General features: G+C 68.9%; 22 protein-coding genes. All 22 read left to right on the top strand.

The features are described 5' to 3' along the window. The 22 genes from H7841_08310 to H7841_08205 all read left to right on the top strand — a co-directional run bounded on the left by H7841_08310 (position 1) and on the right by H7841_08205 (position 22,403). Complete coding sequence (locus H7841_08310) at positions 1 to 504, top strand: DUF1804 family protein (protein ID MEO5336882.1); 504 nt, start codon at positions 1 to 3, stop codon at positions 502 to 504. After that, positions 497 to 2,173: a phage terminase large subunit gene (gene terL, locus H7841_08305; protein ID MEO5336881.1), complete on the top strand. Its 1,677-nt coding sequence runs from the start codon at positions 497 to 499 to the stop codon at positions 2,171 to 2,173. The genes H7841_08310 and terL overlap by 8 nt, the downstream gene beginning before the upstream one ends. Before the next feature lies 1 nt (position 2,174). Continuing rightward, positions 2,175 to 3,641: a DUF935 domain-containing protein gene (locus H7841_08300; protein ID MEO5336880.1), complete on the top strand. Its 1,467-nt coding sequence runs from the start codon at positions 2,175 to 2,177 to the stop codon at positions 3,639 to 3,641. After that, positions 3,619 to 4,836 carry a phage minor head protein gene (locus H7841_08295; protein ID MEO5336879.1) on the top strand — a complete coding sequence of 406 codons (1,218 nt, stop codon included), beginning with the start codon at positions 3,619 to 3,621 and terminating at the stop codon, positions 4,834 to 4,836. The genes H7841_08300 and H7841_08295 overlap by 23 nt, the downstream gene beginning before the upstream one ends. Positions 4,837 to 5,252: 416 nt before the next feature. Further along, positions 5,253 to 6,407 carry a hypothetical protein gene (locus H7841_08290; GenBank protein MEO5336878.1) on the top strand — a complete coding sequence of 385 codons (1,155 nt, stop codon included), beginning with the start codon at positions 5,253 to 5,255 and terminating at the stop codon, positions 6,405 to 6,407. Positions 6,408 to 6,417: 10 nt separating this feature from the next. Beyond that, the gene (locus tag H7841_08285; protein ID MEO5336877.1) at positions 6,418 to 6,837 is read left to right on the top strand and encodes a DUF2190 family protein; all 420 of its coding nucleotides are present in this window, start codon (positions 6,418 to 6,420) and stop codon (positions 6,835 to 6,837) included. Between the two features lie 15 nt (positions 6,838 to 6,852). Then, positions 6,853 to 7,779: a major capsid protein gene (locus H7841_08280; GenBank protein MEO5336876.1), complete on the top strand. Its 927-nt coding sequence runs from the start codon at positions 6,853 to 6,855 to the stop codon at positions 7,777 to 7,779. Between the two features lie 12 nt (positions 7,780 to 7,791). Beyond that, positions 7,792 to 8,013 (top strand): hypothetical protein, encoded by a 222-nt coding sequence (locus H7841_08275; GenBank protein MEO5336875.1) that lies wholly within the window; start codon positions 7,792 to 7,794, stop codon positions 8,011 to 8,013. A gap of 123 nt (positions 8,014 to 8,136) precedes the next feature. Beyond that, on the top strand, positions 8,137 to 8,565 hold the full coding sequence (locus H7841_08270) for a DUF1320 domain-containing protein (protein ID MEO5336874.1): 429 nt from the start codon (positions 8,137 to 8,139) through the stop codon (positions 8,563 to 8,565). Beyond that, a complete protein-coding gene (locus tag H7841_08265; GenBank protein MEO5336873.1) occupies positions 8,562 to 9,059 on the top strand; it encodes a phage virion morphogenesis protein in 498 nt (165 codons plus the stop codon). Before H7841_08270 ends, H7841_08265 begins: the two co-directional genes overlap by 4 nt. After that, positions 9,056 to 9,472 (top strand): hypothetical protein, encoded by a 417-nt coding sequence (locus H7841_08260; protein ID MEO5336872.1) that lies wholly within the window; start codon positions 9,056 to 9,058, stop codon positions 9,470 to 9,472. Before H7841_08265 ends, H7841_08260 begins: the two co-directional genes overlap by 4 nt. A gap of 150 nt (positions 9,473 to 9,622) precedes the next feature. Then, positions 9,623 to 10,555, top strand: coding sequence for a phage tail tube protein (locus tag H7841_08255; protein MEO5336871.1), 933 nt, complete (start codon positions 9,623 to 9,625; stop codon positions 10,553 to 10,555). A gap of 11 nt (positions 10,556 to 10,566) precedes the next feature. Continuing rightward, a complete protein-coding gene (locus tag H7841_08250) occupies positions 10,567 to 10,890 on the top strand; it encodes a phage tail assembly chaperone (protein MEO5336870.1) in 324 nt (107 codons plus the stop codon). A 149-nt stretch (positions 10,891 to 11,039) separates the two neighbouring features. Next, on the top strand, positions 11,040 to 11,258 hold the full coding sequence (locus H7841_08245; GenBank protein MEO5336869.1) for a DUF1799 domain-containing protein: 219 nt from the start codon (positions 11,040 to 11,042) through the stop codon (positions 11,256 to 11,258). Positions 11,259 to 11,262: 4 nt separating this feature from the next. After that, positions 11,263 to 14,262, top strand: coding sequence for a phage tail length tape measure family protein (locus tag H7841_08240; GenBank protein ID MEO5336868.1), 3,000 nt, complete (start codon positions 11,263 to 11,265; stop codon positions 14,260 to 14,262). Positions 14,263 to 14,266: 4 nt separating this feature from the next. Beyond that, complete coding sequence (locus tag H7841_08235; GenBank protein ID MEO5336867.1) at positions 14,267 to 14,632, top strand: hypothetical protein; 366 nt, start codon at positions 14,267 to 14,269, stop codon at positions 14,630 to 14,632. Next, complete coding sequence (locus H7841_08230) at positions 14,632 to 15,123, top strand: DUF1833 domain-containing protein (protein ID MEO5336866.1); 492 nt, start codon at positions 14,632 to 14,634, stop codon at positions 15,121 to 15,123. The genes H7841_08235 and H7841_08230 overlap by 1 nt, the downstream gene beginning before the upstream one ends. Continuing rightward, positions 15,120 to 15,638 (top strand): NlpC/P60 family protein, encoded by a 519-nt coding sequence (locus H7841_08225; GenBank protein ID MEO5336865.1) that lies wholly within the window; start codon positions 15,120 to 15,122, stop codon positions 15,636 to 15,638. The genes H7841_08230 and H7841_08225 overlap by 4 nt, the downstream gene beginning before the upstream one ends. A gap of 125 nt (positions 15,639 to 15,763) precedes the next feature. After that, the gene (locus H7841_08220; GenBank protein ID MEO5336864.1) at positions 15,764 to 19,528 is read left to right on the top strand and encodes a phage tail protein; all 3,765 of its coding nucleotides are present in this window, start codon (positions 15,764 to 15,766) and stop codon (positions 19,526 to 19,528) included. A gap of 10 nt (positions 19,529 to 19,538) precedes the next feature. Beyond that, complete coding sequence (locus H7841_08215) at positions 19,539 to 21,089, top strand: discoidin domain-containing protein (protein ID MEO5336863.1); 1,551 nt, start codon at positions 19,539 to 19,541, stop codon at positions 21,087 to 21,089. Between the two features lie 3 nt (positions 21,090 to 21,092). Further along, complete coding sequence (locus tag H7841_08210; GenBank protein ID MEO5336862.1) at positions 21,093 to 21,464, top strand: DUF4376 domain-containing protein; 372 nt, start codon at positions 21,093 to 21,095, stop codon at positions 21,462 to 21,464. 138 nt (positions 21,465 to 21,602) lie between these two features. Then, positions 21,603 to 22,403 carry a DNA adenine methylase gene (locus tag H7841_08205; protein ID MEO5336861.1) on the top strand — a complete coding sequence of 267 codons (801 nt, stop codon included), beginning with the start codon at positions 21,603 to 21,605 and terminating at the stop codon, positions 22,401 to 22,403. Positions 22,404 to 22,607: the final 204 nt, after the last annotated feature.

The raw sequence follows: 22,607 nt of genomic DNA, 5'->3' as shown, positions 1-22,607 counted from the left end.
ATGTCCCGTCACGGCCCCGAGAAGCGCCAGGCCCTGCGTGCCGCTTATGTCCATCGCCGCCTGCCCCTGCCGGCGGCTGCGGCCGAATGCGGGGTGCCCTTCGATACGGCACGGAAGTGGAAGGACAAGGCCCGGCGCGACGGCGACGATTGGGACAAGGCCCGCGCCGCCGGCGCCATGGCGGGCGAGGCGGCCGTGGTCCTGGTCCGCGCCCTGATCGAGGATTTCATCAACCTGCACCAAAGCGTGCTGGACGCGGTCAAGGGGGATGGCGAAATGCCGGCGCTGGCCAAGGTCCAGGCCTTGTCCATGCTGGCGGACGCATTTTCGAAGACCATGGCGGCGGCCGGCAAGGCGGCCCCGGAACTGTCCGCCCTGGCCGTCGCCCAGGAAGTGCTGCGCATGCTGGGCGATTTCATCCGGAACAACTACCCGAAGCACGGGCCCGCCTTCGTCGAGGTGCTGGAGCCCTTCGGGGCGGAAGTGGCCAAGCGCTATGGGTAAGTTGACCGTCCGGCAGTTCGAGAAAGGCCTGGCCGACTACGCCGCCGACTTCCGTGCCCAAATCGAGGCCGGGGTGGATGGACTCGATCCGTCCCTGGCCGCCCGCCAGGCCCGCAAGGATAAGGCCGAGTCCGACTTCGGCTTCTTCGCCCGCACCTACTTTCCCCACTACATCCGCCCCCATGCCGACGGCCGCCCCGTCGAGCCGTCCGCCTTCCAGCGCTGGATCATCGACCGCCTGCCGGAACTGGTGCGTCAGGATGACAGCGTCAGCCAGGTGATCGTCGCCCCCCGCGGCGAGGCCAAGACCACCTACCTGGTGATCTTCGTGCTCTGGTGCATGGTATTCCGGCTGAAGCGCTTCATTTTCTACATCAGCGACACCTACGACCAGGCCGCCGTGTTGATCGAGGCGATCAAGGCGGAACTGGAGGTCAATCCCCGGATCGCCATGGACTTTCCCGACGCCGCCGGCGCCGGGCGGGTCTGGAAGGAAGGCGAGATCGTCACCAAGGGCGACGTGAAGCTGAAGGCGCGCGGCTCCGGCCAGCGGGTGCGCGGCTTCAAGCACGGTCCATGGCGCCCCGACCTGATCATCGGCGACGATCTGGAAAACGACGAGAACGTGAAGAAGCCGGAACAGCGGGACAAGCAGGAATCCTGGCTCGACAAGGGCGTCGCCAACCTGGGCGAGGCCGGCGCCAAGTGCGACGTGATCCTGGTGGGCACCGTCCTGCACTACGACGCGGTCATCATGCGCCAGAAGGCCAAGCCCATGTGGGATTCCAAGGTCTTTCAAGCCATCGTCAAATGGCCGGACAACATGGCGATCTGGGACCAGTGGGCCGGCATGCTGAAGGTGGACGGCCCCGCCGCCGCGCGCGCCTTCCATGCCGAATGGCGGTCGGAAATGGAACGGGGAGCGGTGGTCTCGTGGCCGGACAAGCGGCCCCTTCTGCTGCTGATGGAACTGCGGGAAAAGGTCGGGCATTCGGCCTTCGACAGCGAATACCAGAACGATCCCTTGAACGCCGACGACGCACCCTTCGCCGCCATCCAGTTCTGGACGGACCGGAGCGGCGACTGGCTCTATTTCGGCGCCCTCGATCCCAGCCTGGGCAAGAACAACCGGGGCAACGATCCCTCCGCCATCCTGGTGGGCGCCTTCGACAGGGAGCGCGGCAGGATGGACGTGATCGAGGCGGGGATCCGCCGCCGCCTGCCCGACACCATCATCGCCGATGTGATCGAGATGCAGCGCCGCCATCGCTGCCTGGCCTGGTTCGTCGAGACGGTGCAGTTCCAGGAGTTCCTGCGCACGGAGCTGATGCGCCGCGCGATCCGCGAGGGCGTTCCCCTGTCGGCCGTTGCCGTGCAGCCGACCACCGACAAGGTGCTGCGCATCCTGGGGCTCCAGATCCCGGTCAAGGACGGGCTGATCCGGCTGCATCCGCACCAGCAGACGCTGATGTCCCAGCTGCGCCACTTTCCGATGGCGGACCATGACGACGGGCCGGACGCGCTGGAAATGCTCTGGACGGGGGCCGTGGGATTCGTCCGAGGGGCCGGCGGCATCCGCACCGGCGGCGAACGGGATACGGCCGGGCGCGATCCCGGCCGCGCCATGGCCGGGGTGCCGGGCGAAGGATTCAGGACGGTGAGGTACTGACATGTTAGCTGACCAGACGGACATTCCGGCCAAGCCGGTATTGGGGGAGGTGGGCGCGGCGGCCAAGGTCTCCGCCTTCGCTGGCGGCATGGCGACCGATGGGCACCTATCCATGACGCCCGAAGGGGCGCGGCCGTTGCTGCGCCACCACCAGATCGCGTCGGCCTTCGCCCAGCGGCGCCGGGCGGTGACCAGCGTCGAATGGGGCGTGGAGCCGGGCGGCGATGGCCCGGCCGACAAGGCCGCGGCCGATGACTTGCGGGCGCAGCTGGAGGCGCTGCGATGGGATGCCGTCACCGACAAGATGCTGCACGGCCTGTTCTTCGGATTCGCCGCGGCCGAGGCCATCTACGCCATGGATGGCGCCAGGGTGCGCCTCGCGGATATCAGGGTCCGTAAAGCGGAACGGTTCCTGTGGAAAGGCCACGAATGCCGCCTGAAGACCGAAGGCAAGGCGGACGGGGAGGAACTGGCGCCGGCCAAGTGGTGGCTATTCCGGGCGCCGTCCGACAACGACGACGACCCCTACGGCCCCGGCCTGGCCTGGCCTTTGTGGTGGCTGGACTACTTCAGCCGCAACGCGGCCCGCCTTTGGGGCCTGGCGCTGGAGAAATGGTCCGACCCGACCGTGTTGGGCACCTACCCGCAGGGCACCTCCGAGACGGAGATCGACGAACTGCTGGAGGCCCTGCTGAAGGTGCGGGGCAACGCCGCCGTGGCGGTGCCGGAATCCGCCAAGGTATCTTTGCTGGAAGCCATGCGGGCGTCGGGCGGCAACTACGACAAGTTCATGGAGTTCCTGGACTCGGCGATCAGCAAGGTGATCCTGGGCCAGACCATGACCACCGACGAGGGCTCCAGCCTGTCGCAGGCGCGAGTCCATGCCGATGTGAAGGTGGAACTGGTGCGGGGCGATGCCGACCTGCTCTGCGAGTCATTCAACGTTACGGTCGCTGCCTGGTTGACCGCCTGGAACTTCCCCGGGGCAGTGCCGCCCCGCGTCTGGCGCCGCCTGCCGGATGCCGAGGACCTTAACGCGCGGGCGGCTCGGGACGAAATCGTCGGACGGATGTCCGGCCTGCGCCCCACCGCCGAACACGTGGTTGAAATCTACGGTGGGAAGTGGGAGCGGAGCCAGGGGCAGCCTGCCGATTCGGGGAATCCGGGCAACCGCGAGACCAAGACCGTCGCCCTGGCCGATCCTGTTACCGGCGCCGGCCGGGACGCCCTGGACGATCTGGCCGGCCAAGCCGCCGGGGCGCTGGCCCCGGAGATCGCCGCCTGGATCGCGGCGGCCGAGGCCGAACTGGCCGCCGCCGGATCCCTTGAGGATTTCCGCGAACGCCTGGCCCAGGTAGCGGCCACCGCCGGCGTGGACAAGGCGGCGGAGGTCCTGGGCGCGGTGATGACCCTGGCCGATCTGCAAGGCCGCGCGGAGGCCCTGGATGGCCCCGACCCTCAAGGCTGAGCCGGTCCCCTTCCGGGAGGCCATCGACTACCACCGGGGCAAGGTACGCCTGCCTACGCGGGCCTGGACGGATTTGTGGGAGGGCATGCACGCCCGCGCCTTCGTGGTGGCGGGCGCCATGAAGGATGCCCTGCTGGCCGACCTGCAAGCGGCGGTGGGCAAGGCCATTGAACAGGGCACCACCCTGGCCGAGTTCCGCAAGGATTTCGACCGGATCGTCGCGACCCACGGGTGGCAATACAAGGGTGGCCGGGACTGGCGCACTCGCGTCATTTTGGACACCAACATCCGCATGGGCCATTCGGCGGGGCGCTGGGCGCAGATCCAGCGTCTCAAGTCCGCGCGACCGTTCCTGCGCTACATCGCCATCCTGGACGGGCGCACGCGCCCGGAACACCGGGCCCTGCACGGCACCGTCCTGCCGGTGGATCATCCGTTCTGGGACACCCATACGCCGCCCAACGGTTGGTACTGCCGCTGCACGGTGCAGCAGCTGTCCCGCCGGGATCTGGATCGTTGGGGCTATACCGAAAGCCGCTCCCCCGATATCGAATGGGAAGCCAAGGGGATCGCCACGCCGGAAGGCCACCGGACGGTGCGTGTGCCGAAGGGAATCGATCCGGGTTTTGCCTACAACCCCGGCCGCGCCGCCTGGGGCAACCAGCTGTCCGAGCAGGCCATGGACGGCTGGCGGAAGTCCGGGGCGGAGGCCTGGGAAAGCCTGACGCCCGGCGATTGGCAGTCGGCCGGGCGGCCGAAGCTTGTCCCCTTGGACAAGCCCAAGGCCAGGCTGGGCCCGCCGGCGGCGGACGCCGAAGCCATGGCGGCGGCGGTGGAACGGGCCATCGGCGGCGCGGAAAGGATCTTCGTTCAGCCGGACGGCGGGCGAGTGTTGGTCAACGCGGAAACCTTTGGCGGGCATATCGCCCTGCCTCGTGCCCCCTTCGTCCCCTTCCTCCCCGAATTGTTGGAAGACCCTTTCGAGGTCTGGCTGTCTTTCGAGCAGCACAAAGGCACCGGCAAGGTAGTGCTGCGCCGGCGCATCCTCAAAATCATCGACGGCCTGGATCGCGGCAAGCTCGTCCTGGTGGCCGAGGTCCGCGACGGCATGTTCGAGGGATGGACCTTCGTGCCGTCCGACCGGGCGGCGCAGATCGACAAACAGCGCCGGGGGCAGCTGCTGTTCGGGCGATAAGCATGGGGGGATGGGGGCCCCTCGCCGAGTCGGCCAGCGGGGGCGCCAGACAGCCGGTTGTCGGAGCCGCTCCCGACCGGTGCCTTCGGTAGCATCATCATAGCACCCCGCCGGCCCGGATTCCAGGGGTCGGGAAAAATCGCCCGTACAGCGCCGGAAGGTCCTCCCTGCACCCCTAGGGGCTCCCGTCCCGATTCCGGCGTTAGCGCCCGCGTTAGCGGCGACCCTGGACGCCTTGCGCGCGCGGTATGGGGGCGGCGACGGCGGTGCCCCCTTGACTCGCCCGCCGCTCGGTGGAGTCCTGATCCTTGTCTTCCCATTCCCGCCGGGTGAAGCCCTTCACCTTATATAAGGGGTCCCGGTCCCCCATTCTGCCCTTCGAGCGGGGCGGCGCGCCCCTTTTATCGGGTGGCACGATGACGGCGGGCAGATCCATACAAATCCTGAGGCCGGGCACCTACACCGGCATGGGCGGCAACACCGTCACTTTCACGGCCGCCGATCTCGCGGCGATGGAGGGTGCCTATGACCCCTTGAAGCACAAGGCCCCCCTTTGTCTGGGGCACCCCAGGCATGACGATCCGGCCGTCGGATGGGTCGGATCGGTCCGCCTGGCCGACGGCGTCCTGACCGTCGATCCGGAATGGGTCGAACCAGACGTGGCCGCCGCCGTGCGGGCGGGCAGGTACCGCCACGTATCCGCCGCCGTCTACCTGGCCGACGCCCCCAACAATCCCACCCCCGGCAAGCCCTATCTGCGGCACGTCGGCATCCTGGGCGCCATGGCGCCGGCCGTGAAGGGCCTGAAGCCCCTGGAACTGGCCGAAAGTGAAGCCGGCGTGTTCACCGTCGAATTGGCCGAAGCCGATGCCGGCGAGACCGCCTACGGCCTGAAGCGCATCGGGCGCATCTTGCGGCGCATCAAGGATTGGCTGATCGAAAACCAAGGCCAGGAAACCGCCGACAGGATCATGGACGGCTGGGACCTGGACATGATCGCCGAGGGCGCGGCGCGGATGGAGGCCCAGGCCTATCCGCAGGCCGCCCTTTCCGACCCCCAAGAGACTCACCAGCAACAGGAGGATGGCCCGATGGCCGAGTCCGAGGAAGACAAGAAGCGTTCGGCCGAGCTGGCCGAACGCGAGGCGAAGCTTGCGGCCGCCCAGGCTGCCTTCGCCGAACGCACCGCCCGCGCCGATGCCGAGGCCTTCGCCGACAGTTTGGTCGTCGGCAACCGCCTGGCACCCGGCGCCAAGGGACAGGTGGTCGAAATCCTGACCACCCTGGGCAAGGGCGATGCCGCTACCGTCCAGTTGGGCGACGGCGACGCCAAAGCGCCCGACCAGGCCTTGAAGGACCTGCTGATGGCCGTGCTGCCCAAGGGCGTCGTGCCGTTGGGCGAGCAGGGGAAGGACGTGGATGGGGCCGGATCGGGCACTGTCGCCTTTGCCGCCCCGGACGGCTTTACCGTTGCGCCGGAGGATCTGGAACGCCATGCCCGCGCCGTGGCCTTCGCCAAGGCCAACGGATGCGACTACATGACGGCCGTCAAGGCCGTCTCCGGCAAGTGAGGAATTCGACATGACCCAGGCTCGCGACCTTCTTTCCAATACCGTCCGTGCCGCCGGTGCCATCGCCGAAGGGCGGTGCGTCACCTTCGGCGGCGCCCAGGTGTCCGCCCAGGGCGACAAGATTTTGGGCGTGGCCCGTGCCGACGCGGAGGCCGGCAAGCTGCTGGCCGTGACCGTCATCGGCACGGCCATCGTCGAGTCCGGGGCGCAGATCGCCGTCGGCGACAGCCTGATCTGCGACAACCAGGGCCGGGCCATGCCATCCACCGGGGCCCTGGCCGTCGCGGCCGGCGCCACCCCCGTGACTTCCGGTGCCGCCAACGGAGCGGCGGTGCTGGAAGGCGCCGACCTGCCCGAATTCATCTTCGCCGATGCCTTGCAGGCGGCCGCCGGGCCGGGCCAGCGCATCGAAGTCCTGCTGCGCCGCTAACCGAGGGAGTCCACCATGCCCAACCTTGAGCAAGTCCGCGTCGTCGATCCAATCCTGACCACGCAGGCACGCGGCTACACCAACGGCCAAGCGGCCGGTATCTACCTGTTCCCCTACACGGGCGTGCCCAAGCGGGCCGGCAAGCGCCTGGAGTTCGGCAAGGAATCCTTCCAGCTCTACAACTCCAAGCGCGCCCCCGGCGCCGCGACCAAGCGGGTCAACTTCGGCTACGAAGGCGAGAAGTTCTCGCTCGAACAGTCTTCGCTGGAGGGCCAGGTTCCGCGCGAACATCTCGAGGAAGCCCCCGGCATCGACATGGCCGGATCGGCCGTGCGGGTGGTCCAGGGTTCGATCAGCCTGGAACAGGAGGTCGACCAGGCCACCAAGGCCCGCGACGCCGCCAACTACGATGCCAACCACAAGGTCGCGCTGGCCGGCACCAGCCGGTGGAACGATCCGGATTCCGACCCCAAGGCCATCGTGAAGGCCGGCAAGGCCGCGATCCGGCTGTCCGCCGGGCGCGATCCCAACACCATGGTGTTGGGACCCAAGGTCTTCGACGCCCTGGACGATCACCCGAAGCTGCTGGAAAAGCTCAAGTACACCTCGTCCGATTCGTTGACGGAAGCGATGCTGGCCAAGTACTTCGGTGTCGACCGGGTGGTGGTCGGCAAGATGGTCTACTGGGACCCCGTGGCCGGGATCTTCGTGGAGGTCTGGGGCCGCGACGCGGTGTTGGCCTGGGTTCCGCCCGCCGGCGAGTCGAACTGGATGGTGCCGTCCTTCGGTTATACCTATCGCCTGAACGGCATGCCGGTGGTCGAACAGACCTACTACGACAACAACGCCAAGTCCTGGATCTATCCCTACACCGACGAATGGTCGGCCGAAATGGTCGGCGCCGACGCCGGGTTCCTGATCCAGACCGTCGTCGACGAATAAGGGGACGGCGCCATGGCTCGATATCGCGTGCTGTCAGCGGTCCACTACGACGGCCGCCTCCGGAAGCCGGGGGCGGAGGTCGAAGTGGAAGAAACCGCCGCCCTGGAGCATGTCCGGGCCGGCCGGCTGGAAGCCATCCCCGGCCCGTCCCCGGATGCCGAGCCCCCGCCGAGCGAGGGTGCAAATTTGCACTCCGACCCGGAACCCAAGCTGAAGAAGAAGAAGGCGAAGTAATACCTGGCGGAGAGGGGAGGCGGATCGGTCAGCGCGGGGGATGTGAGGCTGAGGAAATCCCCCATCCGGCAAGCGCCAAGTACGCCACCGACCTCCCAACCGCCCGAACAGGAGCCCGACTAGATGGCCTACGCGACCGTCCAGGATCTGACCGACCGGTTCGGCGAAGCCGAACTGATCGCCTTGACCGACCGGGCCGATCCGCCGGCCGGGGCGGTCGATGCGACGGTGGCGGCCAAGGCGCTGGACGATGCCTCCCAGCTGATCAACGGTTACCTGGCCGGGCGCTACGCCCTGCCGCTGGCCTCCGTGCCCTCTCTGCTGGTTACCCTATGCGGCGATATCGCGCGGTACCGCTTGCATACCGACAGCGCCGAGGGCGAGCCCAAGGCCCGCTACGACGACGCCATCCGGCTGCTCAAGGATATTTCGGCAGGCCGGATGACGCTGCAGGCCGGCGGCGAGGAGCCTGCCGGCGGCACCACGGGGGCGGTGCGGGCCGTGGCGCCCAACTTGGCCTTCGGTGGCGATGCGATGGCGGACTACCGATGACCGGCATCACCCTGTCCATCGACATCCAGGATGCTGGCGCCGCCAAGGTGCTCGACCGGGTGATCGCGGCCGCCGAGGACCTGACCCCGGCCATGGACGACATCGGCGGCCACCTGGTCGCCGCGATCCAGCGCCGCTTCGAGCTGGGCCGGGGGCCGGACGGCAAGCCCTGGAAGCCGTCGCGGCGGGTCGAGGAATCCAAGGGCGGCGGCCAGACCCTGGTGGACAGCGGCCGGTTGATGCAGTCCGTCACCCACCTTGCCCATGCCGATTCCGTGGATGTGGGCACCAACGTCATCTACGGGGCGATCCACCAGTTCGGCGGCACCATCCGGGCCAAGAAGGGCAAGGCCCTGGCGTTCGGGTCGGGCGCCGGCAAGGTGCTGCGCAATTCGGTGACCATCCCGGCCCGTCCCTTCCTGGGACTCGATGCCGACGACAAAGCCGAAATCGCCGTCATCGTGCGCGACCATATCGAAAGGGCCATGGCATGATCGGGGGCATCGTCGCCAGATTGAAGCAGGAAGTCGGCCGCGACGTGCTGCGGGCCGTCGAGGGCGCCCTCGACCTGGCCGCCCTGGACGGGGCGCCCCAGGCCCCCTGCGCCTGGGTAATCCCGGTGGGCGACAGCGCCAAGCCCAGCGGCATGGCCACCATCGTCTCCCAGATGGTCACCGAACAATTCGCCATCGTGATCGCCGTCAAGGCGCCCAACGACAAGACCGGAGCGAAGGGGGTGGACGCCCTCGGCGCCACCAGGGATGCCGTGCGGGCCGCCGTGCTGGGCTGGGCGCCGTCCGGCCGCGAACCCATCGAGTACCGGGGCGGCAGACTGATCGACCTGAAGGCCGGAACGGTCTGGTGGTTGGATCAATACGTCACCGAAACCTTGATCCGATCCGAGTAGGAGGCACGCATGCGGGAAGGCGGAAGCTACGTGAGGAAACCGGACGGGAGCCTGGAACTGGTCGAACGCACCGGCATGCCCCCGAAGGCGGAAGTCGAGCCCGAGGCCGCGCCGACCCCGAAGGTCAGCAAGAAGAAGGAGTAACCGACCATGTCGCTGCGCACTCGCAAGCAGGCCCTGCTGGCCAAGATCGAAACCACCTACGGGACCGATGCCGGCCCCACGGGCGCCGCCAACGCCATGCTGGTGACCGGTCTGGAGATCGTCCCGCTGGAAGGCGAGAACGTCTCGCGGAACCTGGTCCGGCCCCATTTCGGCAACGACCAGCAGATCCCGGTGGGCGCCCACGTCTCCTGCACCTTCAAGGTGGAGATGGCGGGAGCCGGCGCCGCCGGCACCGCCCCGGCCTACGGCGTGCTGCTGCGCGCCTGTGCCTTCGCCGAAACCGTCACGCCGGCTACCGAGGTGGTCTACGACCCCGTGTCCGAGGGGATCGAGAGCGTGACGCTCTATATCTACAAGGACGGCAACCTGCACAAGCTGCTGGGCTGGCGCGGGTCGGTGTCCATGGACCTGACGGCCAAGCAGATCCCCATGCTGTCGTTCACCGGCCGGGGCATCTGGTCCGATCCCGTCGCCGGGGCCCTTCCTGCCGCCGATACCACGGCCTTCAAGGCGCCGGTGCCGGGCTCGAAGGCGCACACCCCGACCATCACGCTGCACGGCATCGCCTCGCCCATGGAGACGATCTCCATCGACCTGGCCAACCAGGTGGTCTTCCGCGCCCTGGTCGGCGCCGAAAGCGTGGAGATCACCGACCGGAAGCCCACCGGGCGCATCCAGATCGAGGATCCCGGCGTCGCGGCGAAGAATTATTTCACCACCGCCAAGGCGGCCACCCTGGGCGCCCTGCAACTGATCCACGGCACCACCGCCGGCAACATCGTGCAGATCGACGCCGGCAACGTCCAGGTGTTGAACCCGAAATACGCCGACAGCGACGGCGTCCAGATGCTGGGCATGGACCTGGCCCTGGTGCCGTCGGACGCCGGCGACGACGAAATCTCCATCACCGTCAAGTAAGGATCGCCCCCATGACTGCCTTCGTGCTGCGCAAGGAATTCGAGTTCGAGGTCGAGGTCGCCGTCAACGTGCCGGGCGGAAAGCCCGCCACCTTCACGGCGCGATTTGTCGCCGTGGATCAGGGCGCGCTCGATGCCGCCGCCGACGACAAGAGCCTCGTCCGGGATGTCCTGCGCGGCTGGACCGGCTTGATGGAAGAAGCCGCCGGGGGCGAAATCCGCGACATGGCCTTTACCCCGGACAACGTCGCCCGGCTGCTCGAAATCCCCTATGTCCGGCGCGCGCTGGCCCTGGCCTACGGCGCGGCCATCGGCGGGATCGCCAGGGGAAACTGATCGAGGCCGCCCGCCTCTGGGCGGGGGGCGACGACAAGGGGCCGGACGAAGACGATACGGCCGCGTCCCTCCGGGCCCTGGGCGCATCGGAAGAGGCGATCACCGCATGGCTGGATGCCGCCACGCCGCCGGAACCCGAGGACTTCGCGGTGCACCCCGACAACTGGGATGCGCTGCGCGTCTTCCTCGCGCTCGGAACCCAATGGCGCTGGATCGCCGGGCCGATGGGGGCGCGGGCGGCCGGGCTGGACTACGCGGCCATTCCGCCGACGCTGGTCCTGATGGGCATGGCGGCCACGCCGGCGCTGTTCGCCCAGTTGCGAGCCATGGAAGGCGCGGCGCTCGAAGTCTGGTCAAGGCGGAGGTAGTCCAATGAGCGGCGACTTCACCCTGACGATGGAACTCAAGGCGGAGGCCAAGCAGTTCCGCCAGGAAGTCAAATCCGCCAAGGACGAACTGGCCGGGGTCGGCAAGGCGGTCGGGGAGGCGGGCAAGGCGGCGGAGGCGGCAGGGAACCCGCTTAAGACCTTCGTCCCGGTCGACGGGCTCCGGGACGGGGCCCGGTCGATCAAGGACCTGGGCGCGGCCATCGCCAACACCGGCGCCGGGGCATCGACGGCGGGGAAACAGGCGGCCGGGATGCTCGACGCCTTGTCCGGCGCCGGGAAAGGCGCGGCGAACGCGTCGGCGGCCATCGCCGGCATGGAAAAGGCGGCCGGCGGGGCGACGGCGGCGGTCAAGCTCCAGGCCCACCAGGTCACCAACCTGGGCTACCAGTTGCAGGACATCGCGGTTCAGTTGGCCGGCGGCCAGAACCCCTTCCTGGTCATGATGCAGCAGGTGCCGCAGGCGGCCGGCGCCGTCGGCGGATTTTCCAACCTGCTCGGCCTGGCGCTCCGCCCCGCCGTCGTCGGCGTCGCTCTGCCGCTCGCGGCGGTGGCGGGCGGTGCCGTCCTGGTAGCCAGCCACATGGCCCAGACCCAATCGCGCACGCGGGAACTCACGGTATCGCTCAAGGCCATGGGTGATGTCGCCGGCGTCACGGGCGAACAACTCAAGCGCATGAGCGAGACGGCCGCCAGCCGGGGGCCTTTCTCCCGCGCTGAAACCTTCGACGCGGCCAAGGGGCTGGCCGGGCACCGCCAGCTCTCCGGCCAGACGATGTCCGACATCCTCGGCATCGGCGTGGACCTGGCCGTTGCGACCGGGCAGGACCTGGCGGCGGTCACCGACAGCCTGGCCAAGGCCTTCGAGGGCGGGTACCAGGGCGTGCGGCAGTTGGATGATGCCCTCGGGTTCCTCACACGGAGCGAGCTCGACCAGATCCGGACGATGACGGAACAGGGCCGCCAGGCCGAGGCGATGCAGCTGGCCATGGACCGGCTCAAAGGCCGGATGAAAGGCTTGGCCGACGAAGGGATGGGCAGCGCCGCCAAGGCGACGCGGGACCTGGCCAACGCCTGGTCGGACTTCCTCGACCGGGTCGCCAACTCCGACACGGCCCAGAGCGTCATCAAGGGACTGACGGGAGCCCTGCAAGGACTGGCCAACATCGCCGGCAAGTCCCTGGCGGCGCCGGCCCCCACCGTCGGCTGGCAATTGGACAACACCAAGCTGCTCCTGGCCCACGAGGAAGCCAACCTGGCCGACCTGCGGGAGAAGATGCAGGCGTCCGGGGAGGCCTGGAATTTCGAACTCCAGGCGACCGAAGAACGGATCGCCCGGCTGCGGAAGGAATTGGCCGCCCTCCAGGGACAGGCGACCAGCACCGTATCCACGGCTGCCCAGGGCGCCAACGAGGCCTCCGGCAAGGCGCTGTCCGACATCCTGGACGGGATCGCCGAACGGCGCCGGGTCCTGGCCGCGCCGGTGCCGGCCCGTCCGGCGGTGCAGGCGGTGATCCAGGCCGAGAACGTCGCCCGCGACCGCAAGCTGACGGAAGGGGACGCCGCTGAGGCCAAGCGGGGGCTGGTGGGACTGGCCGGGGCTGAACAGGCCGACGCGGTCAACCAGGCGGTGCAGGCCTTAGCGCGAGAGGAAGCGGCGCAACGCCGGCTGATCGGATCCCTCCAGGGATCGACGGAAGCCAGGCTGGCGGCCCAGCGGGCCACATTCGAAGAGGCGCAGGCCGCCCAGGTGGGGGCGGATGCCGCCCGGCGGCTGGGCGAAGCCTACGCCCGCGTCGAGCAGGTCAAGCGCGACCTGGCCGCCGGCGAGACCCTGAAGGGCCTGAACGAGGAGGCTCTGGCGGCGCGTGATCTGGCCGACGCCACCGCCCAGGGCACCGGCGCCATGCGGGAGGCGACCATCCAGGTGCGGTTGCGCGCCCTGGAGGCCAAGAACCTGACGGCGGCCGAGAAGGATGTCGCCGCCGCCCTGATCCGCTCCGCCGATGCCGACCGTTACCGCCAGTCCATCACGCAGCGCGCCGTCGCCGCCTCCCCGTCGCTCACCTACGACCGGGAGGCGGAGGGCCTGCGCGAGGTCATGGAGGAGATGCGCCGCCTGGGCGCCACGACCGAGGAGATCACCCGGATCTGGGAAGACGCGGAGCGCCGCAAGCTGGCGGCGTCCACGGAATGGCGCGACGGGCTCAATCTCGCCTACCTGGACATCCAAGCGGAAGGGCGCAACGCCGCCCGGCAGATCTACGACGACACCATGGCGGTGCGGCGGTCCTTCCGGGAGACGTCCGTCGACGTCATCATGCAGACCCGGACCATGGCGGACGGGGTGCTCGCCATCCTCAACGAGTTTTCCCGCCGGCTGGTCGGGCGCATGGTCGACAAGTTCGCCATGCCGATCTTCGACGGGGCCATCGACTGGCTGCTGGGCGGCTTCGGCGGCGGCGGTGGCTCGGGCTATGCCTCCAGCCCCGGCGTGTCGACCGGGTTCAGCGACCAGCTGGGGGCGATCTGGGGCGTCCAGAACCATAAGGGAGGACTTGGGCGCGACGGCGCGCCGCGCCTGGTCGATCCGGCCTGGTACGACGACGCGCCGCGTTTCCATTCCGGATATACGCCGCCGCCGAAACTGCGGTCGGACGAAATGGCGGCGGTCATCCTGAAGAACGAGGAAGTCCTCACGGAAGCCGATCCCCGGCACATCAACAACGTCCGGCGTGCCGGCGCCTCGTCGGCCGCATGGGGGAGTGCGGGGGGCGGTCCCTTGATCGTCAACCTTACCCTGGTCAACGAGGGCGGACAGCCGCTCTCGGCATCCGTCGAGGAGCGCGACGGCGACGGCGGCCCGTCGGAACGCGACCTGGTGGTGACCCTGGCGCCGCTGATGAACCAGGCCATCCGCTCCGGCCGGGTGGACGGCGGCCTGCGCAGCCGGGGCGTCGGCACCCGGATGATCGTCAAGGGGTAGGACCATGGCCAACATCGCCTGGCCCCCCGGCCTGCCCCAGCGCCCCTTGCAGGAAGGATTTGCCCGCAAGGTGGTCAACCAGACCCTGTCCTCGCCCACCGGACGCGGCCGGCGCATCACGCGGGCCAAGTTCACCGGCCGGGTGGAGGCGATCACCGCGACATACGCCTTCACCGCCGCCCAGTACCTGATCTTCCAGGACTTCTTCTTCGATGCGCTCGGCGGCGGGCCGTTGTCCTTCGACTGGCCCGACCCGGACGCAGAGTTGGGGCCGCTGGAGGTGCTGATCGTCCCGGAGACCGACCCGGAAGGCAAGCGCCAGGGGCTCGGATACCTGGTTACCCTGAAGCTGGAAACGGTGCCCTACTGATGGCCGACCGCCTGACCCAACCCGCCCGCGATGAAGCCTACGCCCCCCATGCCAAGGCGGCGTGGCTGATGTGCGTCACCATCGACCATCCGGGGATCGCGGGCGGACCCTTAAGGGTGGTCAACGACAACAAGGATATGGCGCGGATCGTCGGCGGGCAGGAAGTGACATTCACCGCCTATCCCTTCCAGATCGACCTGCCGCCCGACGACGAGGAAGGCCAGGGCCGCACCCCGGTGACGATCTGGGACCCGGCCGGCACGATCACCGCGACGGTGCGGGGCCTGCGCCCGGCGCCGGAGGCCATGCTGGAACTGGTGGTGTCGAAGGACCCCAACACGGTGGAACGGGGCCCCATCCTGCTGGTGCTGAAGGAACGGGAATCGTCGGACGGGGAGATCGCCGCCGAATTCGGGATCGAGGACATTCTCGATCACCGGGCCCAGGATGACACCATGTCGCCGGGCAAGCTGCCGGGGATCTTCGCATGAGCAGCGCCATCGGCACCGGAGCACCGGAAGCCTGGGCCTATTCCTACGTGGCACCGGCAATTCCCTTCCTGGAAAAGGGCCGGACCCGCGACGCGGGCTGCGACTGCTGGGGGATCATCCGGCTGGGCTACCAGGAGCAGGCCGGGATCGCCTTGCCAGCCTTCACCGAAGGCTATCCGGACACCAAGGACACGGAGTTGCTGGCAGCCCTGATCCACCGGGAGCGCCAGGACCTGCCCTTCCGGCCGGTGGCGGAACGGATGCCGGGCGAAAGCCTGGCCGGTTTCCATCGCCGCCTGGCGCCGATGATCCGGCCGATGGACGTGCTGCTGCTGCCCATCATGGGAGACCTTTGTCATGTCGGACTGGCCTGCGGCGGCGGCCAGTTCATCCATACCGAGGTCGGGGTCGACTGCCGGATCAACGCCTTTGCCGGCCAGCGGGCCGAGCGCTGGGCGATCCGTCTGGCCGAGGGCGGGGCCTGGCGGCACCGCGACCTGGAGGGGCGGCTGTGATTCCGGCCAATACTCCATCCGACCCGTTGGCCGGTATCGAGCGGCCATTGAGGCCGCGGCCGTGCCGCCCCACAGGCGCGCGGAGGCGCGCGCCCGGCGAGGGCCAAGATAAAGAGTCCATCCAAGTGCTGGCGGCGACCAAGCCGCTGCCCCTGGCGCCCACCGACATCGACCTGGTGGTACCGCCCGGCGGCACGGTGCTGGATATCATCCGGTTGGCCGCCCCCGCCCTGCTGGACGTGCCGGGCCTGACGGTCTGGATCGCCCGGCCGGACGATCCGGCCTCCGCCCGCGCCGTGCCGTTCCGTTACTGGGGACAGGTCAAGCCGCGGCCGGGCATGGTGGTGGTGGCCGGGGTGGTCGCCGGCAAGGGCGGCGGTGGGGGCGGCGGCAAAAGCGTCGGGCGCCTGGTGGCCTCGATTGCCGTCATGGTGGCGGCCTTCTACGTCGGCGGTCTAGTGGGCGGGTTGGAGATCGGCCCTTCGATTTTAGGCAAGAACCTCCTCGGCATGGCTGCCGGCTTCGCGACCTCCATGGTCGGCAACGCCATCGTCAACGCCTTGGTTCCGGCGCCGACGCCCCGGATCTCGGAGGCCGCCGCCGGCATGCCGGCCCTGGCGAAGGACGATCCGGTCTATTCGATCACCGGGACCACCAACCGGGCCCGGCCCTACGAGCCGGTGCGGGAGGTCTTCGGCCGCCGCCGCATCTTCCCCGACGTGGCGGGAGAAGCCTACGTGGAGAGGGTCAACGGCAAGACCTACGTCCGCATGCTGCTGATCGCCGGCAAGGGGCCGCTCAAGCTATCCGCCTGGCAGGTGGGCGACACGCCCGCCGAGGACCTGAAGGACATCGAGATCGAGGTGCGGGAAGGCTGGGCGACCGACGAGCCGCTGACCCTCTATGCCGACGATCACCACCTGGAAAGCCTGACGGTGAAGCTGTCGGGCGGGGCCGGCTGGCATCAGCGGCGCACCGCGCCCAATGCCGACGAGGCCTTCGTCAACTGGGTCTTCCAGCGCGGCCTGACGAAGTTCACCGGCACCAACAGCCGCGACGCGGTCACCGTCGAATTCGAGGTCGAGGTTTCCCCGGCCGGGGCGGGCACCTGGCAGAAGCTCGCCTGGGCGAATGCCGCCGACGCCGGGTTCGGGACAGCCGGATACGCCACCGTCAGCGACAGCGTCTCGGGCGGGGAGGTCCGCCGCGACGGGCGGATCAAGTTCCCGGCGCGGGGCCAGTACGACATCCGGGTCCGGCGCAACACGGCCGACGCCAGCAGCAACGACGTGGTCGACGAAAGTCACTGGGCCGGGCTGCGTAGCATCACCTATCGCGATCCCATCAACATCCCCGGCGTCGCCAAAGCGGCGATCCGCATCCAGGCCGGCGCGGAATTCAACGGCACTGTCGACACCCTCAACTGCCTGGCCGAACGGTGGTGCGAGGTCCATGACGAGGATACCGGCACCTGGTCCTGGGGCTTGAGCCGCAATCCGGCCGACGGCTTCATCGACTTCCTGCGCCGGCGCAAGGTCAAGCCGATCCCGGCGGCGCGCATGGCGCTCGCCAACCTGATGGCCTGGCGGGCCGACTGCGCGGAGATGGATGGGGACGGCGCTCCCAGATACACCTTCGATGCGGTCTACGAGCAGGCCGTGACGGTGCGCCAGGTGCTGGACGATATCTGCGCCGCCGGCCGCGCGCGGCGGGGCCTGCCGGACGGCAAGTGGGGCGTGATCCGCGATATCCCCCAGGCCGGCCCGATGGGGACGCTGACGCCCACCAACACCTGGGGCTGGCGTGAAAGCGAGACCTACGTCAACGTCCCCCATGCGCTGCGCGTCAAGTTCGAGGACGAGGAGGCGGGATACCGGGTGACCGAGGTCCTGGTCTATAACGACGGCTACGATGAGGCGACCGCCACCGATTTCGAGGTGATCGAATTCCTCGGCTGCACCCGCTACAAGCAGGCATACCGCCTGGGCCGCTACCGCTTTGCCGAAGCGAAGCTTCGCCCCGCCACCTACACGGTGTCGCAGGCCATCGAGAACCTGGACTTCGACCGGGGAGACCTGGTGCTGCTCTCCCATCCCGTGATGCGGGTGGGATTGGGGGACGGCCGGATCAAGGCCCTGGTCAAGGAGACGGTGGAGGGCGTGCAGCGGGTGACCGGCGTGGTCCTGGACTCGACGGTGACCATGGAAGCCGGCAAGGACTACGGCCTCCGCATCCGCCGCGCCAAGGAAGGGCAGCGGGTCACCGACACCCTGCTGGTGGCGACCGAAGCCGACGTCGTCGACCGGCTCGCCTTCCGGGTGCCGGTGCCCATATCCATCGAACCCGAGCGCCGCGACCTCTGGATGTTCGGCGAAGCGGGGCTGGAGGGCATGCCGGTCATAATCACTTCCATCGACCGGGGGCCCGACCTGTCGGCCGTGATCCAGTGCCAGGACGCCGCCCAGGACATCCATGCGGCCGTCGACGGGCCGATCCCGGCGCGCCAGCTTTACATGACCAAGCCGCCGGTGGCCCAGCGCCGGCCGGCGCCGCCCGCCATCGCCTCCATCGTTTCGGACGAGACGGTAGCCGTGCGCCTGGCCGGCGGCGGGTTCCTGCTGGGCCTGCGGGTCGGTCTGGCGCCCCGCGAAGGCACCGGGCCGGCCGTTGCGGAACTCAAGGCCCGCTGGCGGCGGATCGACCAACAGGATTGGTCGGTGCGCACCGGCATTCCCGGAGACGCATCCGAGATCCTGATCCAGGGCGTCGATCAGGGCGCCCTCTACACCATCGAGGTGCAGGCCATCGCCGCGTCCGGCATCGCCTCCACCTGGGCCAAGGTGCCCGAGCACCAGGTGGTCGGCAAATCCTCCCCGCCACCCGATCCGGATGGGCTGTATGTGGAGGTCCTGCCCGACGGGCGGACCCGCTACCGGGTGACCGGCCCGGCCGCCGTCGACAGCGCGGGATGGCTGTTCCGCTGGCGGCCAGGCGTCGATCTGCGCTGGGCCGGGGCCACGCCCGCCCATGCCGGCGTCCAGGGCGCCGACACGTTCGAGGCCTCCGCCTTCGCGGCCGGCACCTATACCGTCCTGGTCAAGGCCGTCGACGTGGACGGCAACGAGAGCCTCAAGGCGGCCTCGGCCATCGTGCGGCTGGGGGAGCGCGTAGCCGCCAACTGGATCGACGGACGGGACTTCGGGGCCGAGGGCTGGCCGGGGACGATCACGGGCGGCGCCGTGGCGGATGGGGAAATCCGCGCCGTGGCATCCGGCATCCTGTATGCCGACCCGAACCAGCCCCTCTACATCGATCCGGCCGATACCCTGTACGGCGCCTGGGACGCCCTGGCCTACGAGGCGACCTTGATCCCGGTCCGCAAGGGGTATCTGGCCATCGCCGCGGACGCGCCGGGGGCCAGCGTCGAATACGCCCAGTCCGGCGGCGGCCCGCTCTACACCAACCCCCACCAGCCCCTGTACACCGACCCTTCCCAGCCCCTGTACACTGGGGGCGCCTTCATCCCCTACGCCGGCCCCTTCCTGGTCGCGCCCGGCGTGCCGCTGGCGATCCGCGTCTCGCTGCCCGGCGGTCCCGTCCAGGGTATCGTCCGGGGGCTGGACGCCTCCATCGAAGTGGAGACCACCGAGGAGGTCCTGCCCGACGTGGCCCTGCCCGCCGTCGGCGCCCGCCTGGCGCCGACGCGGGCCTGGATGGAGATCCTGACCGTCGAGTTCGCCGTCCAGCAGGCGCCGGGATGCACGGCGATCCGCTGCGATCTGCTCGACAAGGACCCGGCCGGGCCCCTGTGTCGGGGCTACGACGCCGCCAATCTTCCCGCCAGCGCCTTGATCGACGCGACGATCAAGGGCATTCCACTCCTGACCTGAGGGCTACGCCATGACCGGCTTTCCAGACCGCAACGACATCGACATCGGCATCGGCGAGGAGATCGGACCCTGGGTCGCCGCCCTGCTGCAATTCTTCGACGCCGCCCGCCAGCTTCCGGGCGCCGCCGAGGCCTCAGAGTTGACCATTTCCTCCGGCGGGGTGACCCCGACCAGGGCGGCACACTTGGTGGATACCGAGGCGGACGCCGCCGCCGACGACCTGACCCATATCGGGCAGGACAACCTGCCGAACGGCTCGTTCCTGTACCTGTCGTCGGTGGACGTGTCGCGTGTCCCCACGGTCAAGCACGGCGCCGGGGGGCTCGGGCAGATCCTGCTGGAAGGCGGCGCCGACTTCGCCCTCGACGCCACCAACAAGTGGCTGTGGCTGGTTCGCGATGGCACCACCTGGCGGGAACGGGCGCGCGGCCCCGCCGGCTCCTACGCCGACAACCCGCAGCTGGCGGCGCTGGCCGGCTTGACCAGCGCGGCTGACAAGCTGCCCTATTTCACCGGGTCGGGAACGGCGGCGCTGGCCGACCTGACCGCCTTCGCCCGGACGCTGCTGGACGATGGGGACGCGGCGGCGCTGCGCGCCACCCTGGGGCTCGGCGCCCTGGCAACGCAGGACGCCGTCCCCACATCTGCAACAGATCGACTCATGGCGCTCTACGTTGCGATCCTCATGGGCGACACGACGCGATGGGACAATACCGTTGTTGACCCGTTTGCCGACGAGACCGACGTGGCCACCAAGACAGGCGCCACCTACGACGCGACTGGCGACTACTACAGCGCCACGATGTCTGGATACGGCGCCAACCTGTTCACCACGGGGAATGGCTCCGCTTCGTCTCCGGCGGGAACGCCCGGCAACCTGCTCGACGGCAACCAGGCGACTTGGTGGTCCGGCGTCGCCCCGCCGCAATACTGGACTTACACGTTCTCGGGCTCCGGCGAGGCTGTCGCCAAGTTCTCGCTGTCGCACTCTTCAGCGTCCGGCAACTACGGTCCTGGCGCGTTCTCGCTCAAGGCCAGCAATACCGGGGCGTTCGCCGGGGAGGAAGTGACGTTCCTCAATCTGTCCGGCTTGTCGAACTGGGCCGCTCCCGAGACCCGCGAGTGGACGTTCGTGAATTCGACGGCCTACAAATACTGGCGGCTTACCATCACGCAGGTTATCGGCGGATCGTCGGTCACTCTCGGCGAGGCCAAGGCCTACGCCGCCGCGTCTCCATCGGACATGACCCTCGTCTCGTCCGCCTTCACGGCTGATGCCGTACCCGCCACGGCTCGGCTGGCGATCCAGGCCAAGCCCATCGACGGCATCACGATCAACACCGATCTCGTCGGCAAGGTCGGCCGCGACGGCGGCACGACCTGGACGGCCGCGACCCTGGCGGCCGTCGAAACCTTGGCCGACGGCACGACCCTTTACGAGGATGCCGCAATCGACATTTCCGCCCAACCGTCGGGGTCGGCGATGAAGTACCGGATCGAAACCGCCAACGGCAAGCAAATCCAGGTCCACGGCGTGGTCATGCAGTGGAAGGAGCAATAAGCCATGAGCGCGAGAACGATGAAGAAGCCGCTTTCCCCCGTCCTGCGGGTGAAGGCGGAAGCCGAGCGTCGCATCGCGGCCGGTATCGACATCGGCGGCGGGGTGATGTTCCGCTGCGACCCGGAAAGCGTCGGGAGGATCCAGGGGCTCTTGCTGGCCGCCCAACGGTTGGAAGAGCGGCAGGAGGCGGTCTCGATCAGCTTCAAGACCGCGTCCGGCACCACCGTGACGATCACCTCGGCTGCCCAGGCCGGGGCCGTCTTCGACCGGGCGAGCGCCCACCTGGCCAGGATCCTCGCCCGGTCGGCGGCACTCCAGGACCGGGTGGCCGGTGGCGACGTCCTGGATCCGGCCAACGACGCCCTCTGGGCATGACGAGCTTCCCCCGCCAGGCCGGCGGGGGCCGGGGTGTGCAACCACCCCGAACCGCTGGAATGGACCCAGCACGGCCAAACCCGGCCTCGATCAGGCCATCCCGCCACCCCTCGAGGGGCGGGTCGATGATGGTGAAACATGACCAAGGAGTCCATTCCTTCCGCCAAGCCGCCCGCCGCGTGGCTGGGCGGCAAGCGCAACCTGGCCAGGCGCATCGTGGCGCGCATCGAGGCCATTCCTCATTCCACCTATGCCGAGCCCTTCCTGGGCATGGGCGGAGTGTTCTTCCGGCGTCGGCAGGCACCGGAGGCCGAGGTGGTCAACGATCTCAACCGCGACGTGGCCAACCTGTTTCGCATCCTCCAACGACACTTTCCGCAGTTCATGGATACGCTCAGGTTCCAGCTCACGACCAGGACCGACTTCAACCGGCTTGTGGCCACCAGCCCCGAGACGCTGACCGACCTGGAGCGAGCGGCAAGGTTCCTGTACCTCCAGCGCACGGCGTTCGGCGGTAAGGTCTCGGGCCGGAACTTCGGCGTGTCCCCCGGCAATGGCGCCCGGTTCAACCTGGTCACCCTGGAGCGGGACCTCCAGGACGTCCACGAGCGGCTGGCCGGCGTGGTGATCGAGTGCCTGCCCTATGACCGGTTCATATCCCGCTACGACAGGGCGGAGACCCTGTTCTATTTGGACCCGCCCTATTGGGGCTGCGAGGCCGACTACGGCCGGGGCTTGTTCTGTCGGGATGACTTCGCCGCCCTGGCTGAACAGTTGGCCGGGATCAAGGGGCGGTTCATCCTCAGCCTGAACGACACCCCCGGCGTCCGGGAGACCTTCGAGCGGTTCCGGATCGAGGCCGTCGAGACCACCTACACGGTGGCTCGCGGCGACCGGCCGCAGACCGCCCGCGAGGTGCTGATCGTGGGGCCGCGATGACCGCGTTCGGCGAGTCCAGAACTAAATCCCAAAGAGTCCAAAAGCCGGCGCCGCGCTACACCAGGTCGGGCGCCCTTTCCTGCAGGCCCTGGATCGTCGCCCGCGTGCGCGCCAGGGCCGTCGGGCCTTCCAGGCGGATCTCGCGGGCCGTCCAACGCGGGTGGTCCCCAGGATCGGAATAGCCGGCCAGGGTGTCCACCGCCT

Origin of the sequence: Magnetospirillum sp. WYHS-4, assembly GCA_039908345.1 — a bacterium.
Classification (GTDB): Bacteria; Pseudomonadota; Alphaproteobacteria; order Rhodospirillales; family GLO-3; genus JAMOBD01.
Note: the sequence above shows the minus strand (reverse complement) of the source record. Positions and strands in the feature narration are given on the sequence as shown.

Coding starts and splice junctions, on each gene's coding strand:
- H7841_08310 (MEO5336882.1), top strand. CDS start 1: ATGTCCCGTCACGGCCCCGAGAAGCGCCAGGCCCTGCGTGCCGCTTAT.
- terL (MEO5336881.1), top strand. CDS start 497: ATGGGTAAGTTGACCGTCCGGCAGTTCGAGAAAGGCCTGGCCGACTAC.
- H7841_08300 (MEO5336880.1), top strand. CDS start 2,175: ATGTTAGCTGACCAGACGGACATTCCGGCCAAGCCGGTATTGGGGGAG.
- H7841_08295 (MEO5336879.1), top strand. CDS start 3,619: ATGGCCCCGACCCTCAAGGCTGAGCCGGTCCCCTTCCGGGAGGCCATC.
- H7841_08290 (MEO5336878.1), top strand. CDS start 5,253: ATGACGGCGGGCAGATCCATACAAATCCTGAGGCCGGGCACCTACACC.
- H7841_08285 (MEO5336877.1), top strand. CDS start 6,418: ATGACCCAGGCTCGCGACCTTCTTTCCAATACCGTCCGTGCCGCCGGT.
- H7841_08280 (MEO5336876.1), top strand. CDS start 6,853: ATGCCCAACCTTGAGCAAGTCCGCGTCGTCGATCCAATCCTGACCACG.
- H7841_08275 (MEO5336875.1), top strand. CDS start 7,792: ATGGCTCGATATCGCGTGCTGTCAGCGGTCCACTACGACGGCCGCCTC.
- H7841_08270 (MEO5336874.1), top strand. CDS start 8,137: ATGGCCTACGCGACCGTCCAGGATCTGACCGACCGGTTCGGCGAAGCC.
- H7841_08265 (MEO5336873.1), top strand. CDS start 8,562: ATGACCGGCATCACCCTGTCCATCGACATCCAGGATGCTGGCGCCGCC.
- H7841_08260 (MEO5336872.1), top strand. CDS start 9,056: ATGATCGGGGGCATCGTCGCCAGATTGAAGCAGGAAGTCGGCCGCGAC.
- H7841_08255 (MEO5336871.1), top strand. CDS start 9,623: ATGTCGCTGCGCACTCGCAAGCAGGCCCTGCTGGCCAAGATCGAAACC.
- H7841_08250 (MEO5336870.1), top strand. CDS start 10,567: ATGACTGCCTTCGTGCTGCGCAAGGAATTCGAGTTCGAGGTCGAGGTC.
- H7841_08240 (MEO5336868.1), top strand. CDS start 11,263: ATGAGCGGCGACTTCACCCTGACGATGGAACTCAAGGCGGAGGCCAAG.
- H7841_08235 (MEO5336867.1), top strand. CDS start 14,267: ATGGCCAACATCGCCTGGCCCCCCGGCCTGCCCCAGCGCCCCTTGCAG.
- H7841_08230 (MEO5336866.1), top strand. CDS start 14,632: ATGGCCGACCGCCTGACCCAACCCGCCCGCGATGAAGCCTACGCCCCC.
- H7841_08225 (MEO5336865.1), top strand. CDS start 15,120: ATGAGCAGCGCCATCGGCACCGGAGCACCGGAAGCCTGGGCCTATTCC.
- H7841_08215 (MEO5336863.1), top strand. CDS start 19,539: ATGACCGGCTTTCCAGACCGCAACGACATCGACATCGGCATCGGCGAG.
- H7841_08210 (MEO5336862.1), top strand. CDS start 21,093: ATGAGCGCGAGAACGATGAAGAAGCCGCTTTCCCCCGTCCTGCGGGTG.
- H7841_08205 (MEO5336861.1), top strand. CDS start 21,603: ATGACCAAGGAGTCCATTCCTTCCGCCAAGCCGCCCGCCGCGTGGCTG.